Raw genomic sequence first — 14305 nt, forward strand, 5'->3', positions numbered from 1 at the left:
TTGGTAAACGGCCGACACTCGCTGACGTGATACTTTGTTCGCATCCTCTCGCGCCAATTTTCTGCGGTCCAGTCATGAACGAATCAGACCATCGGGCTCGTTACGAGACGCGACTCGCACGCGTGCTCGACCATATCTACGATCACCTCGACGAACCGATCGATATAGGACGGCTTGCGGAGATTGCGTGTCTGTCGCCGTATCACTGGCACCGGATTTATCAGGCGATGTATGGCGAGACGGTCGCGACGACCGTGCGGCGTTTACGGTTGCATCGCGCAGCGGGTTTTCTTGCGAGTAGTTCGATGCCGATTGCTCAGATTGCCGAGCGTTCGGGGTATAGAAGTTTGCAGTCTTTTTCGCGGACGTTTCGCGCGGTGTTTGGTGTGCCGCCGGCGCAGTATCGCAGGCAAGGCACGCATAGCCGGTTTCGGCCGGCGCTTTCAGGAGACGATCAGATGACGATGATTCGTGAGGTCGTGATTCGTTATGTGGAGCCGATGGAGATTTTGTCGGTCGATCATGTCGGACCTTATATGCAGATCGGAAAGGCTTTTGATGCTTTGTTGGGGTGGCTTGCGAAACATACTTTGCTCGAGGCGCAGATGCGGATGATCGGGGTTTACTTCGATGATCCGGGAGTGGTCGAGGAGAAGGCGTTGCGATCGAAGGCGGGTGTGTTGTTGCCGGGGCCTGTGATGGCTGAAGTGGCTTCGGCTGTTGGGATGGGTGGGGCGGTTTCTGCCACGCGTATACGCGGTGGGGAATATGCGGTGTTGCGGCATGTGGGGCCGTATAGCGATATGCGAGCGGCTTATGAGTGGTTGTACGGGACCTGGCTCGTGCAGTCTGGGAGGGAGGCAGCGGATGCGCCGGTGTTTGAGGAGTATTTGAACAGTCCCAAGGAGACTGCGCCTGCGGAGTTGGTTACGGAGATTTGTTTGCCGTTGGGGTGAGGTGTGGGTGGCTGGGTTGGTGCTCGCTGGTTCTGCGTCCTGCGATGTTGCTGTCGTTATGTGCGTATACGTTGCGCGTGTTTCGGCGTGCTTCTCCGGTTTTTATAGTCTTTATATATGTATACGTAGTAATAGTTAACAAGTGGGGCGTTCGGCTGTGGATAACGTGGAAGTTCGTTTACGGATCAATGCGCTGCAGAATCGATAACCCTTGGGAGCGCGAGCGGACAGGTTAACGGAGCCAGGGAGAATTTTTAGCCGACCGGTTACCGCGGCGCATTTATCAAGGTTTCGCCCACAATGTGTTCGGCTGTTTTTACAAAAGTTTTCCAAAGGGGGATGTGGATAAGTGGCCTCGAGTGGAAGGCCATTTTTTGAAGAAGATCTCGCAGAAAGCAAATCTCCGCGCGTTTTACGTAACAGCCCAAAGCAATGCTGTTCCCGCCAGTCTCAACGGAATCACGGGGCACGTGTCGGTGTCGGCTTAAGCGTAGTGGTAACCAGGTTGGCTATTGCCTTCTTCGTTTGCTCCGTCGCGCTCTCGTCGTACCCGATTGTCACGCCCCGTTCGACACAGGGGTCCGCATATGAGAACGGCAGGTTGCTTTTGACGTTAAGCAAATGTCCCGCACTGCGTTCTTCCCATGCACAATTGCGCACTGTTTGCGCTTTCGGCAGGGAGGTTGGATGTGCGAAGGCGCGCGCATCGAAAATATGATTAACCCCGGCAAACTCGGTCAGCTCTACGTCCGCCCCCTTGGCTTTCAGCCGTTCCACATAGGCCTTGCAAGGCGCGACCGGGTCATAGTTGTCTGCGCTTCCATGGAATATGCGAATGGGAGCCTGTGATACGTTGTCGTCATCGAGGTAGTGGGCACTGCAGTCTGGGTAAAGCGGAACATAGGCTGCAAATCCTGGAGTCGACGCATCGGCATGCGCTTTCTGGAAGCGCACCATGCTCGCGTAGAGCGTGTCTTGCCCTCCACGGGAAAAGCCCATTAGCATCACGCGGCTCGCGTCGACATGAGGGTTTTTGGAAATAAGGCTGAGCGCGCGATACGCGTCTTCTGTCTGGGCGAGTCTGCCAAGCTGACTCTGGTCATTGATTGTGTTTTCTATGCCTCGGCTCGTGAAACTGTCGACAACGAAAGTGGCAACGCCCAACGACAGGAACCACTGCTCCCAGTCCGCTATCTGGCCGCCGATACCCCCAGACGGGTGCAGCAGTATGACGGCGGGCAGCCTGTCGGTCCCGGATCGAGGCAGCCGCAATTCACCGGCTATCGTCACGCGCTTGCCGTCTTCGCTTCCGGCCAGAAATTGCTCGTCTGTGAGCGTCATCGACTCGAATGGAATGACTTCCATTCGCGCCACCTGCGCGTAGGGGACGCGTGGAATGCAAAGGAGCACAAGGACTAGCAAAAGGAACGGCAAGCCTCTCACACTTGCGAACATGGCCGTCTCCCATGAGTACGGACAGAGTTATTTATGCAGCGTTATAGGCGGTCCGGGCAGGAATGCAATGCAAATGACAGAATTGTCGTGATACGACAGACGGTGACGGCAGACGGCAGACGGCAGACGGCAGGCACTTTATCGATTCGCCGGGTCGCGCATGTCCAGAAAGTCGAGGATTCGAGTCGCTTTTAGCCGTCCGGAGTCGCCGAGCGCGGTCGGCGCGCGAGCGTAGCGCCGATTTCACTTCGCCGCCCCCAGGTTGATTCCTGAGCGGGAGATGTTTGGCCTGAATGTCGACTCCGCGAGCAGGAAGAAAAGCTCAAGCAGTATCAGCACGTCGACGTATTGTTCATCAGCCTGACTATTAATAAAAAGTTTAAAACTCTTATTGAACGGGTCGACCGGTATCGAAGTGATGCCCTATCGTTCAGCAACAGGACAATCGCAAATGCTGGTGTTGAACGGATAGTTCAACACGCGATGGCCGCCGCCGAAAATCAGATTTGTGCACAAACTGTCCTGACGCCACTGGATGAATTTGCGGCGCGGCGCGCGGAGCAAGCCAGCAGGATGTTGAAAGAAGCGCGTTAGGCGCGTGGTCTCGAATCGGGACGCTGACTACGCAGCGCTTCACGATGTACGTATCGCGGGGAAGAGGCTGCGATATTCACTCGAATTCTTCGCGCCGGTACTTGACGACCACTACCTGGCGGCGATTGAACAACTCGCACAGGTCCAGGAGCACCTTGGCCATTTGAACGACTTGGTGACCAGCGAAACCTTACTCCGCGAATATGCTTTTCAGCTCGGCGAACCGCATGCGTTGAAGAAGGCAGTCAAATATCTGGGGGAGCAGCAGCAACTCCACGGACGGGTCGCGCTCGAAATGCTGCGTACAGGCTGTCAGGTGGGGCCGTGAGTACAGCCATTCCTGAATCATTCTAGCTACCAGACGCTTTCCGCTTCCTCGACTCGACCCGTCGCGACAGGTCGGTCAGCAGCCATCTAGCAACTACGTCAGGCCCGTTCATGTCATGGCTGGCGAACTTGATTTCGTCCTCGAAGTAGACGATAACCGTGCCGCTCATGACGCGGTAGCGGCCCCGATAGCGGGTGCCATCCAACTCGACTTCGATTTCCCTGGTTGTTTCGTAATCTTCGACCATCAACACCGCCCTGTAGTAACTATGACCAGTCGAACTTACCCAATCACATGAGGTACGTCAACGACACAGGAGCAGGAGCCTTTCGGTGCACTTCTTCAATGCGGCAGAATGCGGCGTTGCACGGCGTCGCGATGGTTATTGATGTCAATTCGGCCCTAGTGCCGATGTCGCAAATTCTCGCGAACACGCTTGGCCACGAGAACTGTCATGTAATCCATCACCCGCGCGCCGTCGCTGTATTCGGCCCGCGTGTCCTCATACAGCTTCGACACGGTCTCGGTGGGGGTATTGGTGTCAGAGGCAATAGCCTTGATGACATCCTCAGCGTTGGGCTGGGCCATGGCGCTCTCCTAGCGTTGAGTAGGAACGGCAACTTCGGGAGGTCGATTAGACGACGCTGCCCAACCGCATGCAAATTGAATAGACCTATCGCTTCGTTTTGTCTTTAGGGACGCTTTTGTGTTCTGTCGACCACTGGTGCGCTTACTCCACTGCTTGGTGCCCGACACAGATGAGCTGCGAAAGGCACATGTTCGGCGCGCACTGCACAAAATCAATCTTTTCAGCTACTTGTCCCGCTTGCCCGGGAATTGTCCACGGCCTTGCAAACAGATTGTATGGACAACTTGATGGTCCTGGCATGAGGGCGGCATCTCCAATGCGGTCTGGCAATCGCAAATTAACGGTATATACTGTTTATACCGTTAATCAGTCTGGAGATGGTCATGAGTGAACCCAGCGTGAGGAAGCCGACGAAGAAGGCCTTTCACTTCCCGAAGAATGTCAACGGCCATGCGAAAGCCGATGAGAAGCCAGCGGATGAGAAGAGCGTGGCCGCAGCGCCAGATGCCCAGCCGGCTCCGACGAAGGCCGGCAAACAGAAGCGCGCGAAACCCGTTGAGGCAGCGCAAGTCAGTCCGGCAGCCGAGGTGAAAGCGAAACGCGCGAAGAAAGAGAAGGTGGTTCGCGACAGCTTCACGATGCCGAGGTCCGACTACGAGAAAATCGCGGCGCTGAAACAGAAGTGTCTCGACGCAGGCGTCTCGGTAAAAAAAAGCGAGCTTCTTCGCGCTGGTCTGCTCTTGCTGGACTCGGCCCCCACCGCCGAGGGTCTGCTGGCAGCTGTTTCTGCGGTCGAAACCGTCAAGACTGGTCGACCAGCAAAATCGTAGCTGTACCGCGGTCCGAGCGGATTGCCCGTGCGGGCCGGGGTTCGCCGCTGTGCTTCGCTGAATGCTCCTGCACGGTTCCTGGAACATCGGCCACTGTTCCATACGACGCGCGCCATGACGTGATGGAGCGGTCACGAAACCGCGCGGCGATTACAAAAACAGCTGGGTTGGCTGGCACGGATTCCTATGCCCGATAACCACCTTTCCAGTCGATTCGACGCTGACATCAACCACGTATTGTCCAAGGTTTTCGAGATGGGCGGTTTCGTTGAATCGCAAGTCATGAATGCGATGCAGGCGCTTAACCACCTCGATTTGGACCTGGTCGACAGAATCATCGCCGACGAGCGTCGAGTCAATGCCATCGAAGCGGAGGCCGATGAAGAGTGCATCAACATCATCGCGCGGTACCAGCCGGCTGCACGCGACCTGCGTCTGCTGATGGCCATTTCGAAGATCGTCACGAACCTCGAGCGTGCTGGGGATGAAGCGCGGAAGGTCGCTAAGCGGACTCGACGAATTGCAGAAGACCACAATGCACCGACCATCAATGTCGCGGAAATCGCGTTATCCGGTGAGATGGCCATGACTATCCTCCGCGGTGCGCTTGATGCATTCGCGCGCCTCGACACAGTTGCCGCAGCACAAATCGTCCGCGACGACGACGCTATCGATGACCAGTTTCGTTTGTTCGTCCATGAGCTGGTGAAGTACATGATGGAGGCTCCCCGAATCATCCCCATCGCGCTGGACTACCTCTTCATCGCAAAGGCCATCGAACGCATTGGCGACCATGCGACGAACATAGCGGAATTCATTATCTACGTAGTCAAAGGCAAGGACGTGCGCCACGTTTCCCGTGAACAACTCGAACGCGAAGCATTCGGTCAATGATAGAGCGTGAAAGCAGGACGAAGCAGGGAGCGCATCGGTCGCGAAGACGGACTGACAGCGATGCGCTTCTCCTCGCCTTCGCAGTTAGTACGGGATGCACAACGCCATGGCGTCAAGGTGCTGCCAGTCGATGTGGCCATCAGCGTTTGGGACTCGTCGCTTGAGCACAGTGCTGGCATCGTCGCTGACTATCTCGGTCTGTCGGTCTTACGCTTGGTCGACATCCGCTCGAACTGCTGCGGCCGGAGTTGCTCGCAAACCGGCTGATGCCAGCGTCGACTCTGCGCACCTATCGCGACGAGCGGCTCGCACGAGGCTGCGGTCTTTTTACCGCACGGCAACGGCCGGGCACTGCGAAGGGGGTCATGTTTGTGACGCTTGAAGACGAGACCGGCGACGTGAATGTAATCGTGTAGCCGAGCCTGCTCGAGAAGCAGAGAAAGGAAGCGCTCGGCGCATCGCTACTTGCCGTGTACGGAACATGGCAATGCGAAGGTGAGGTTCGACATCTGGTCGCGCAGCGCCTTGTCGATATGTCTCACCTGCTTGGCGGCCTGATTACTGCGAGCAGAAATTTTTGCTGACTTACCAACGTGCCTTTGGAATCGGCATTTCCTTTCAACAGCCATCTTTCGATTTCCCTCGTCAGCACAAGAGGCGGCTTTTCGACTACGTTGTCTTGCGGCGCTGTTGCTCGCGATGGGTTATGTGGTCCGCCAGCAGCCGTCGCATTGTGGCCAGCAACACCGGTCCGTCCACGGGTTTGGGAAGGAAGCCGTCGTAATTGATGAAGGCCGGTGGACTGGGTTCGCCGGAAACCAGTATGAAAGCAACGTCAGCTAGTCCAGGCAGCGTGCGCAAACGATGACAGAGTTCGCTGCCCGACATCACCGGCATGCGCCAGTCGGCGACCACTATGTCGACTGGGGATTCGATGAACATTGCCAATGCTGACTGGCCGTCGCTCGCGCTTCTTACATCAAATCCGTCAGTGGCACAGATCGCGCCCCACGCGGCCAAAGCCTCCGCATCATCGTCTACCAGCAGTACGCTTGTCATGACCAATTGCAAGAGTCGCCACATGTCGTTTGGCAGCTTGATGCAGGTCAAAGTTCACGGGCCATGCATCGACGCCGCATACCCGCAGGGTGCGGGAACAGGTGGTGGAGGGGGCGCCGGTGCAGGCCAGGGTGGCACCGGAATGGGAACGCCGAAAGCAAGCGGCGCTACAAAGTCACCATCTGGCGCGTCCGGCGCAAACACCATGGGTAAGTCGGGCGATATGTCGCAGAAACAGACGAAGCCGAAAATGCAGAAGAAGAGGGAATGAATGCGCCCGCCTCTGACAGCAGTGGAATGAAGAAGACTTACAAGGGTGTCGCTGCGGAGGCACGCCATTTAACCTGCCAGGTCAGCCTCGCGGTCAGGAGCGCGGTGCGGCAGGACACCAGCGACGCTGGATAGCGTCCGGAACGTCGAGTGGTCGGCGCAAAGCGACAACGAAGAGGCTCGTTGCGAGCATTGCGCCGCTGTCGCTCCGCCTTCAATAATTGCAACTCGACCAAGCGGTCAATGGCGGCTCTTCGTCAGCGCCATTCCAGTTTTCGTCACAGCGGCAGCCGCCCCTTTAGGTCGGCTCCGCTCCCGTCGGCATCGGATTCTTCCTCTTCTATCTGTGCGCGGGGTTGCTCCCAATACTCGTCGGCGCGACCGTCGGGGCTGCCGTCTTTTTCCCGGAGCTCGTAGGCCCGTACACGAATCTTCTCTTCCCGCGAAACGTTGTCCATTGCTCAATCCTCCAGAGATTTTTCGCGAGCAGCTACTCGTGAAGTTGCTCCGCGTGCCAGTTTCACAGCGGAAGGCGAAAGCGTCGATGCGGGAGCAGAAAGGCCCACGCCGACGAACGTGTCGAAGCAATTGGCGTCCGAGTCATGCGTGATGACGCCGCCGCGCCGCGCTTCGCGTTGACTTCCAATCTCGGCGCTTGGTGGCGGATTCTGCTTTTTCGACAGGCGCTCCTGGCCGACTCCGCCTTGAAAGTACGACGCCTGACGAACCGGCGCCGTAAGCGGCAAAGAGACAGACTATCTCCTGGACTGGCTTGATATCCGCGGCTTGCTTGCCCTTCGGCCCTATCTTCACGTCGAAGCTGACCTCCTGATTCTCTTGCGGCGACTTGAACCCGTCTGCGCTGATTCCCGAGAAGAGGGCAAACAGGTCTTCACCGCTGCCATCCGACGTGATGAAACCAAAACCCATCGCATCATTGAACCACTTTACGGTACCGCTTGCCATCATTGTGTCCAGAATCGAAAAGGCTGGCCGCTTCAGGTATCGCCGGTACAATCCAAGGACCTATCGCCTTGACCTTGAACATGACCGGACGCCCAGGCGTACAAGACGATTTTTTGCAGATGCCCGTGAACGACAAGACCACCGTAAACGTGTTCCTCGTGAACGGCATCAGACTGAGCGGTCAACTGGCCGCCTTTGACCAGTTTGCAGTTCTGCTGGAGTCTGGCCCGGGTGCGCAACTTGTCTTCAAACATGCCACTTCGACCGTGTTGCCGGTCAATGGCAGGAGCCAGGCACGTGACCCGACCGAGGTGCCGGTGAGTGGCGACAAGCCGAACCGCGTGCGAGGCCGTGTCCGATGAGAACTGCCATGACATGCTGTCGCTTACGCTTGACCTGCGCATAGCCAGACGACGTCCACGTCGAGAAGTTCAGAAAGGCGCGCACAATCCGTGCTCTTCGGAACGGTAACTCCGGCGCGCCAAAGGGTCACCTCGTGTTCCGGTACGCCGAGTGACCTGGCCACCCGACCGGAGGTCACCTTGGCGCGCTTGATGGTCATGTCCAGTCGTGCAGCGAAGGCCCGCCTGGAGCCGTTGTGTTTGAGAGTGCCTTGCAGATGTACATCAAGATTCGGACGACGATTCATGACGTGCAATGCTCCTGTAACTCATCGTGACCAAACCTACGTGCTTCAGGCTACGAAGGTGTGACACGACTTCGATGTTGATGCTTGCGGTCGAACGCCATCACTCGGGCTGGCATGTCGTTCGCGTGAACTTCACTGCACCTGAACGCCCGTTGCGGCGCGCCTTCCCCGCTCTGAGTTAACGCTTTAAATGCCCGGTGTAATCGACACGGATACCGTTTTCCCTATCCCGTACGTGGCCAGAAGTCACTCCGCCGCTTTCTTCGAGTGAAGTAGCAGCGCAATGACAACGCTCGCAGACGTAGGTCTGTCGGAAAACCTACCCGGAGGTCGGCACCTGTTCGTGCGTCACCGGCTTTGGTCACCAGCGGGTCCGGGAAGTTCCAGTGGCGAATATCTGCTTGCGTGGAAAAGAGCGGCGTTGTTCCACGACCTCGTCACACATCGCGATGATGGTCTCCGGCGAAAGCGCCATCGCAATAAGGACGCAGACGCATCCAGCAGGTGGCGGCGAGAGAAAAAACACCCTTTTTCAAGTGTGCCCCAGATAGGCAGATTCAATTGGCGCCCCGACCGCTGCCGTCCTGTAATTGTATTTTCGTCGTCTGCAGTTCCTGCATCTGTCGACGTCCGCAGAGCACCCTTACGCAGCCCAGTGCTGAGGACGTTGTACGGGTTCGTGGCCAAGACCAATACGCCTGCGGAGCCGGTGTCGAAAATACAGCTGCTCGGGAGCTTCCATACGACGCGCTTCATCAGTTGGTCACCGTTGCCGAACATGCTGGGCGTTGGGCATACATCTTCCGGAGGCGAACATGGCTGATTTTCAGGGACAGGCTGCTACAGCGCAGCAAGCTAATCTTGACTTCTTTTTCGGCCTGGCCAGCAGAATGCTGGAGGGCGAGGAAAAGCTCGTCAGACTGAATCTGGATACGGCGAAAACGACGCTTGCCGATTGGCACCAACGCGAGCAAGACGGGCTGGCGAAGAAGGACCGACAGGAAGTTACCGGTCTGCAAGATGCGCTGGCGCTGCACTCGGCGGAGAAGGTCCTGACGTACGAACGTCAGGTTGCGGAAATTGCGTCGACCACGCAAACGCAACTGGCAGAGGTCGTCAATGCGCGGTACCAGGAGGTCAGCCGCCAGGTTCAATCGTTCGTCGAGAATCTCGCGCAAAACGCCCCGGTCGGCTCCGAAGCCGCAATCGCATTTCTGAAACAAGCTATCACGCTGGCCAACACCACTCAGGAAAGCGTGCAAAAGGCCACGAAGCAGGCAGTCGAAGTCGCGCAAAGTAACCTGGACGCCGCAACAAAAGCCGCATCGGAGGTGACCGAAGCGGCTGACCAGGCAGTCGAGAAAGCAGCAAAAGCGGCGAAGCAATAATTTGAAGGAACGTTGAACCCGTGGTCGCACGGCGCGGCGACCTAACGCGCCTGGCCGCACACTGCGACCTGGCCGCTATCGGACAAGCCCAGCTCTCGTGGGCGCTGGTCGGCCGTTCGGGCGCACGTCATGTCCGCCCACGTCTGTTACCAGGCTCGCGCCGAGACGGGTGCTCTTCAAATTTTGTCGGGAACGGACGTCCCACGTAAAAAAACAGCCTCGTACAGAGGCGGCAAGTCACTACTTGGGAATACTGGGCGATGAAATCTCCCCTTAACGCTAAAGGGGCCTCAGACGTTCGAGTGAGCTGTGCGCCTATTGGACTTCCACTCAGAGAACATTGCGCAACGGGTATTGTTTCGTCAAAGCCATCCAATCCAAAACCGTGGGAGGATCTGTTGCGCACTTCCCGAGGTTCAGGCAAAAGGCTTCAAATCGCTGCAGGAAAACCAGAAGGTAAGCTTTGGCCGGAAGCAAGGCCCGAAGGGTAAGCAGGCAGCGAAAATCTATCCAAGCTAACACCTCAGCGCAACTCGCTGACACGCAAAAGAATGGCCTTAGCTCAATCGCAGTTACGTTATCCGAGACTCCGACAGTGAAGTTGTAGTCTGCTGTGGTACATGGGTCAATCCGGGTAAAACGCCGATTCTGAGCGCTCGACATTTCGCTCGTTCCCGGCGCGGCCGCGTCGAGATGCTTAGCAGCAAAACTCAGAACTCGTTCAGTTCCCGTCGCTCGGGCGGTCTGCACCTGCATAGCTCACGCTTGCTCGATTTGTGCCGGGACGGCCGAGGCGCCGTGCAGTGGCGCCCCACGTGTCCGTGGACTTCGCTCATCTTACGAAAATGCGGCTCGATAGCCGTGCACCGGCCCGAAACCAGATTGAATCCCGAGCGCCGCGATTGAGCGCGGCGAACTCGTGACCGTCATCAAAAGGTGGCGGCGGCCCCCTGCACGAGAGGGTGCTCTGCAGTTGACTTCCGCCTGTTGGCAGTGGGCGGGAACACGCTCCACCTGCCGTCATCGTGCCTGAAGAAAAACAACGCGCGCGCTCCGGCTGGTGACGACGTTTCGACGCACACGTAGCGTCTCCCATTCCCTGCGGTGCGACTGAATCTGGTTACATGAACGTGCATCGTGGGAGCCGGTGCGAGCCACTTTTCGACCTGACAACGCAGGGACTGCCCGTTCGTGTTTTTCATGTTCCGCTCCAGCAGGTTTTCCGTTCAGGTAACGGGACGGTTTTCACCGTTCATCTCCTTAACGCCGCAGACGCCCGCAATGTTGACCAGGGATTTGTGATTTCTGAAACCGGATATTTCGAGGTGAGTGGGCCTCAGAGAATTGCCAGGAGCTGGACGGCCGACGGCACAGGCCGGCCCGAACCCTGACCATCGACATCCGCGGCGCCCGCGTTGCCTGAGGGCGACTCCTGTCGCCTCGCCATGCATCGGCAGTTCCGGGTTGCTGATAAATCGACAGGATGGACGCCTTGTCAGACAGGTCCGCGAAGAAGTCCGAGTTTTTGCCGCTCAAGGAAAACGCGAACACCGTGCCTCTCACAGCGCTGCGCGACGGGCAAGCTAGAATTGTGCTTCGACTCACGTAGAGAGAAATGAGCAGATGAATGATGCATTCGAGCGCCGTGCCTTGTTGCTTCACCTTGGAGACGTACTGGAGGTCGTGAACCGTCTCCTGAAATGTGGTGACGGCCACAAGACCGTACGCGAACTGGCCGCAGCGCACGACCCGCTTGGAGGCTTCCCGCTCCTCGAACAGGTATCGCCGGGGATGACAGCAGAGCAGTTTGTTCAGCGAGTGTCAGACGCCTTCTTCGCATGGCCACGGGAACTGCTTGAGCCTGAGCTGAATCGCAAGCGTCTTGCTTCCACTGTTCGACGGAGCCTGTTTGCCGACAACGCAAACGGATGGCGTGCGTACGTCGCAGCGTTGCGTAGCGACGTTCGGTGGTTCGGTGTGGGCCTGCCGTCGGTGAAAGCTGGCGAGGACGTGTGCGCTGATTCGACCGATGGCAGTTCCGAAAGCTTGCAGGCGGACGAGGCTCCGAGGGCTGGCGATGTCGAGCGTAATGGCGGACAAGCCGAGGACCAACGGGAGAGCGTTGAAAGCAGTGGGCGAGTCTACCCCTCATGGCCGTGGAAGTCCGACGCGTAAGTTGTGGAGACGACGTGAGGATGGGTGAACGGTTCGCTTGACCTGACTCCACGTCGCCGGTGATTCCGCTGCGTTCGTCGACGCCGACAGGGTCCGAATTGTGCGCGCCGCTGCGCTACGGAGCGCTACGCTTGGGGCGCTGACAAACCGTGCTGGTAGTACTCCTCGACTGCCTATATCTGTCGTATCGCTCAAGGAAAGACGTCGTACCGACGGACGCGCCTGGTCCCTCCCGAAATTGGAATTCCTCCTGCAGAGTCAGGGAATTTCGCATGCGACGGGCGCCTTTGGGTGGCCGTTGATTTTGCGGATTCGTGCCACAGCCGATTGGCTCGTGCATCCTTCTTTCTCGCATATCTCCAACGTACGCCATGTCCAGCCAGTCACCACTTCACGACATCATTACCCTCGCCGAAATCCAGTCGCTCGCGGACACGAAAACGTTCGGGCGCGGCAAGGCGTATTTTCATGAAGGCGCCGTATCACGCCTCGAAGAGCGCGATGGTGTCCTTCGCGCGAACGTACGTGGCACGCACAGGTACCGCGTCGAACTTGGCGCGGGCGACGACGGCGAGCTGACCTACGAATGCGACTGTCCGGTCGGCGAGGACGGTATCTTCTGCAAGCACGCGGTCGCGGTCGCCCTGTCGTGGCTCGAGAATACCGGCGCGGAAGTGTTTCATGCCGATGAGTCAGAGCCGGCAAAGCCTCGTAAAAAGCGCAAGACATACGAGGAGCAGATTCGTGAATATGTTGCGACGCTGAATGCGGAAGCCGTGCGCGAACTGTTGCTGGAAGCGGTCGAGCGCGACATGGCGCTGCGCGACAGGCTGTTGCTCGCGGCGCGTGCGGCGAACGCCAGTGACCTTCCGAGCATGAAGACCGCGGTACGACAGGCGACGCGCATTTCGCGGCCGCTCGACTGGCGCGAAGCCGGCGCGTACGGCGACGGCCTGATGTCGCTCGCGGACATGCTGCGGCAGCGGCTTGCCAGTCCTCAGGCCGCCCAGGTGGTCGAGCTTGCGGAGCTTGCGATTGCCGGCGCCGAAGCAAGTCTCGAGCAGATTGATGACTCCGGGGGTGATGTGATGCCGGCCATCATGGAGCTTGCTGCCGCACATCTCGAAGCATGTCGTCAGACGCGACCGGACCCAACGAAGCTCGCGGAGCGACTGTTCCGGTTTCAGACCGACGGCGTGTGGGATACCTTCTACGATGTGTTGCCGGCTTACGCCGAACCGCTCGGCGACCTTGGGATTCGTCGGTACCGCATGCTTGTAGAAAACGGATGGGACGGCCTGCCGGCACTGACGCCGAGCAATGAGTTTCGCCGGTCGTTCGACCCGCTACGCATGCGACTGGAACGCGCGATGGAGGCGCTGGCCGACCTCGACGGCGATGTGGACGCACTGGTTCGCATCCGGTCAAAGGACCTGTCGAGTCCCTACCGTTTTTTGCTGGTCGCAGAGCTTTGCGCGAAGCACGGGCGCTACGACGAAGGACTCGCGTGGGCCGAACGCGGCCTCATGGAGTCAGGCAAGAACGTGGACCAGCGTCTGCTCGACTTCTGCATCCAGGAGCACCTGCGGCGCGGCGAATTCGAGAAGGCTGATGTGCTCGCGTGGCAGCGTTTCGGGATGCACCCGGGTGCAGAAGCATTCGCCGCCCTGATGGATGTCGCCAGCGCGACTGGCCAGCATGATATGACACGCGAGCGCGCGCTCAATCATCTGTGGAGTCTTGTTCGTGCTGAAGAGGCGCCGACCAAAGCGAAGCGCAATTCCTGGCAGATGCCGACGCGAACCGAACTGGTCAAAATCTTTCTCACCGGGCGCGAGTACGACACGGGGTGGAAGACGTTCTGCGGCGGTCCCGTGGCGACAACTATGTGGGCAACGATGGCATCCATTCGCTCAAAGACCCATCCGCACGACGCCATTGTCCTGTATCACCGCCTGCTACCCATCGCCGCCGAGAGTGGAACGCGTAACGCCCGTTATGAGGAGGCGTTCGGCATCGTGCGGACTATCGGGAAATTGCGAGCAGAACTGAAGGAGCATGCGCAGTTCGCCGATGAACTGCAGACCATCCGCGAGACCTATCGTGCCAAGCGCAACTTCATGAAGCTGCTGGCGACACTGGGTTAGTCGTG

At 58.2% G+C, this 14305-nt stretch carries 16 protein-coding genes and 3 pseudogenes; 11 read left to right on the top strand and 8 right to left on the bottom strand.

Annotation, left to right across the window (positions count from 1 at the left end; translation table 11 throughout):
* Positions 1-74: 74 nt before the first annotated feature.
* On the top strand, positions 75-956 hold the full coding sequence (locus tag HDG34_RS14290) for a GyrI-like domain-containing protein (protein ID WP_184060927.1): 882 nt from the start codon (positions 75-77) through the stop codon (positions 954-956).
* A gap of 459 nt (positions 957-1415) precedes the next feature.
* Here HDG34_RS14290 and HDG34_RS14295 read toward each other — a convergent pair whose 3' ends face one another.
* Positions 1416-2321: a dienelactone hydrolase family protein gene (locus tag HDG34_RS14295; protein ID WP_260321167.1), complete on the bottom strand. Its 906-nt coding sequence runs from the start codon at positions 2319-2321 to the stop codon at positions 1416-1418.
* Positions 2322-2759: 438 nt separating this feature from the next.
* Between HDG34_RS14295 and HDG34_RS14300 the strand changes: the two genes are divergently transcribed.
* Positions 2760-3005: a hypothetical protein gene (locus HDG34_RS14300; protein ID WP_184060929.1), complete on the top strand. Its 246-nt coding sequence runs from the start codon at positions 2760-2762 to the stop codon at positions 3003-3005.
* 4 nt (positions 3006-3009) lie between these two features.
* Positions 3010-3333, top strand: a complete 324-nt coding sequence (locus tag HDG34_RS14305; protein ID WP_184060930.1) for a CHAD domain-containing protein — start codon at positions 3010-3012, stop codon at positions 3331-3333.
* A 22-nt stretch (positions 3334-3355) separates the two neighbouring features.
* Here the strand turns inward: HDG34_RS14305 and HDG34_RS14310 are convergent, their stop codons facing one another.
* Positions 3356-3580: a hypothetical protein gene (locus tag HDG34_RS14310; RefSeq protein ID WP_184060931.1), complete on the bottom strand. Its 225-nt coding sequence runs from the start codon at positions 3578-3580 to the stop codon at positions 3356-3358.
* Positions 3581-3735: 155 nt separating this feature from the next.
* Positions 3736-3921, bottom strand: coding sequence for a DUF3562 domain-containing protein (locus HDG34_RS14315; RefSeq protein WP_184060932.1), 186 nt, complete (start codon positions 3919-3921; stop codon positions 3736-3738).
* A gap of 384 nt (positions 3922-4305) precedes the next feature.
* Here HDG34_RS14315 and HDG34_RS14320 point away from each other — a divergent pair, with 384 nt between their 5' ends.
* The 3 genes and pseudogenes from HDG34_RS14320 to HDG34_RS39140 all read left to right on the top strand — a co-directional run.
* Complete coding sequence (locus HDG34_RS14320) at positions 4306-4752, top strand: hypothetical protein (protein ID WP_184060933.1); 447 nt, start codon at positions 4306-4308, stop codon at positions 4750-4752.
* A 186-nt stretch (positions 4753-4938) separates the two neighbouring features.
* Positions 4939-5646: a phosphate signaling complex protein PhoU gene (gene phoU / locus HDG34_RS14325; protein WP_184060934.1), complete on the top strand. Its 708-nt coding sequence runs from the start codon at positions 4939-4941 to the stop codon at positions 5644-5646.
* Positions 5647-5706: 60 nt separating this feature from the next.
* Positions 5707-6230 (top strand): annotated as a pseudogene (locus tag HDG34_RS39140) (error-prone DNA polymerase); the annotation flags it as partial.
* An 85-nt stretch (positions 6231-6315) separates the two neighbouring features.
* Here the strand turns inward: HDG34_RS39140 and HDG34_RS14330 are convergent.
* The 3 genes and pseudogenes from HDG34_RS14330 to HDG34_RS39145 all read right to left on the bottom strand — a co-directional run.
* Positions 6316-6705, bottom strand: a complete 390-nt coding sequence (locus tag HDG34_RS14330; RefSeq protein WP_184060935.1) for a two-component system response regulator — start codon at positions 6703-6705, stop codon at positions 6316-6318.
* Positions 6706-7253: 548 nt separating this feature from the next.
* A complete protein-coding gene (locus HDG34_RS14335; protein WP_184004408.1) occupies positions 7254-7433 on the bottom strand; it encodes a DUF2934 domain-containing protein in 180 nt (59 codons plus the stop codon).
* A gap of 307 nt (positions 7434-7740) precedes the next feature.
* Positions 7741-7941 (bottom strand): annotated as a pseudogene (locus HDG34_RS39145) (cold-shock protein); the annotation flags it as partial.
* Between the two features lie 68 nt (positions 7942-8009).
* On the opposite strand from HDG34_RS39145, the gene hfq reads away from it, so the two are divergent.
* On the top strand, positions 8010-8303 hold the full coding sequence (hfq, locus tag HDG34_RS40155; RefSeq protein WP_260321168.1) for an RNA chaperone Hfq: 294 nt from the start codon (positions 8010-8012) through the stop codon (positions 8301-8303).
* Positions 8304-8326: 23 nt separating this feature from the next.
* On the opposite strand, the gene HDG34_RS14350 is transcribed toward hfq, so the two are convergent.
* Positions 8327-8590 carry an XRE family transcriptional regulator gene (locus HDG34_RS14350; protein WP_184060937.1) on the bottom strand — a complete coding sequence of 88 codons (264 nt, stop codon included), beginning with the start codon at positions 8588-8590 and terminating at the stop codon, positions 8327-8329.
* Between the two features lie 815 nt (positions 8591-9405).
* Between HDG34_RS14350 and phaP the strand changes: the two genes are divergently transcribed.
* On the top strand, positions 9406-9978 hold the full coding sequence (gene phaP, locus HDG34_RS14355; RefSeq protein WP_184060938.1) for a TIGR01841 family phasin: 573 nt from the start codon (positions 9406-9408) through the stop codon (positions 9976-9978).
* A 411-nt stretch (positions 9979-10389) separates the two neighbouring features.
* Positions 10390-10497: pseudogene (locus HDG34_RS39150) on the top strand (cold-shock protein); the annotation flags it as partial.
* Positions 10498-10907: 410 nt separating this feature from the next.
* On the opposite strand, the gene HDG34_RS39155 reads toward HDG34_RS39150, so the two are convergent.
* Entirely contained in the window at positions 10908-11180 is a 273-nt protein-coding gene (locus HDG34_RS39155; RefSeq protein ID WP_260321169.1) for a hypothetical protein, read from the bottom strand.
* 421 nt (positions 11181-11601) lie between these two features.
* Here HDG34_RS39155 and HDG34_RS14365 point away from each other — a divergent pair, with 421 nt between their 5' ends.
* Both HDG34_RS14365 and HDG34_RS14370 read left to right on the top strand, forming a co-directional pair.
* Positions 11602-12153, top strand: coding sequence for a hypothetical protein (locus HDG34_RS14365; RefSeq protein WP_184060939.1), 552 nt, complete (start codon positions 11602-11604; stop codon positions 12151-12153).
* 371 nt (positions 12154-12524) lie between these two features.
* Complete coding sequence (locus HDG34_RS14370) at positions 12525-14300, top strand: SWIM zinc finger domain-containing protein (RefSeq protein WP_184060940.1); 1776 nt, start codon at positions 12525-12527, stop codon at positions 14298-14300.
* Positions 14301-14305: the final 5 nt, after the last annotated feature.

The organism is Paraburkholderia sp. HC6.4b (assembly GCF_014200875.1).
Classification (GTDB): Bacteria; Pseudomonadota; Gammaproteobacteria; order Burkholderiales; family Burkholderiaceae; genus Paraburkholderia; species Paraburkholderia tuberum.

Excerpts from the sequence above, each read along its gene's own strand:
- HDG34_RS14290 (WP_184060927.1), top strand. The coding sequence starts at position 75 with ATGAACGAATCAGACCATCGGGCTCGTTACGAGACGCGACTCGCACGC.
- HDG34_RS14295 (WP_260321167.1), bottom strand. The coding sequence starts at position 2,321 with ATGGAAGTCATTCCATTCGAGTCGATGACGCTCACAGACGAGCAATTT.
- HDG34_RS14310 (WP_184060931.1), bottom strand. The coding sequence starts at position 3,580 with ATGGTCGAAGATTACGAAACAACCAGGGAAATCGAAGTCGAGTTGGAT.
- HDG34_RS14315 (WP_184060932.1), bottom strand. The coding sequence starts at position 3,921 with ATGGCCCAGCCCAACGCTGAGGATGTCATCAAGGCTATTGCCTCTGAC.
- HDG34_RS14320 (WP_184060933.1), top strand. The coding sequence starts at position 4,306 with ATGAGTGAACCCAGCGTGAGGAAGCCGACGAAGAAGGCCTTTCACTTC.
- phoU (WP_184060934.1), top strand. The coding sequence starts at position 4,939 with ATGCCCGATAACCACCTTTCCAGTCGATTCGACGCTGACATCAACCAC.
- HDG34_RS14330 (WP_184060935.1), bottom strand. The coding sequence starts at position 6,705 with ATGACAAGCGTACTGCTGGTAGACGATGATGCGGAGGCTTTGGCCGCG.
- HDG34_RS14335 (WP_184004408.1), bottom strand. The coding sequence starts at position 7,433 with ATGGACAACGTTTCGCGGGAAGAGAAGATTCGTGTACGGGCCTACGAG.
- HDG34_RS14350 (WP_184060937.1), bottom strand. The coding sequence starts at position 8,590 with ATGAATCGTCGTCCGAATCTTGATGTACATCTGCAAGGCACTCTCAAA.
- phaP (WP_184060938.1), top strand. The coding sequence starts at position 9,406 with ATGGCTGATTTTCAGGGACAGGCTGCTACAGCGCAGCAAGCTAATCTT.
- HDG34_RS39155 (WP_260321169.1), bottom strand. The coding sequence starts at position 11,180 with ATGAAAAACACGAACGGGCAGTCCCTGCGTTGTCAGGTCGAAAAGTGG.
- HDG34_RS14365 (WP_184060939.1), top strand. The coding sequence starts at position 11,602 with ATGAATGATGCATTCGAGCGCCGTGCCTTGTTGCTTCACCTTGGAGAC.
- HDG34_RS14370 (WP_184060940.1), top strand. The coding sequence starts at position 12,525 with ATGTCCAGCCAGTCACCACTTCACGACATCATTACCCTCGCCGAAATC.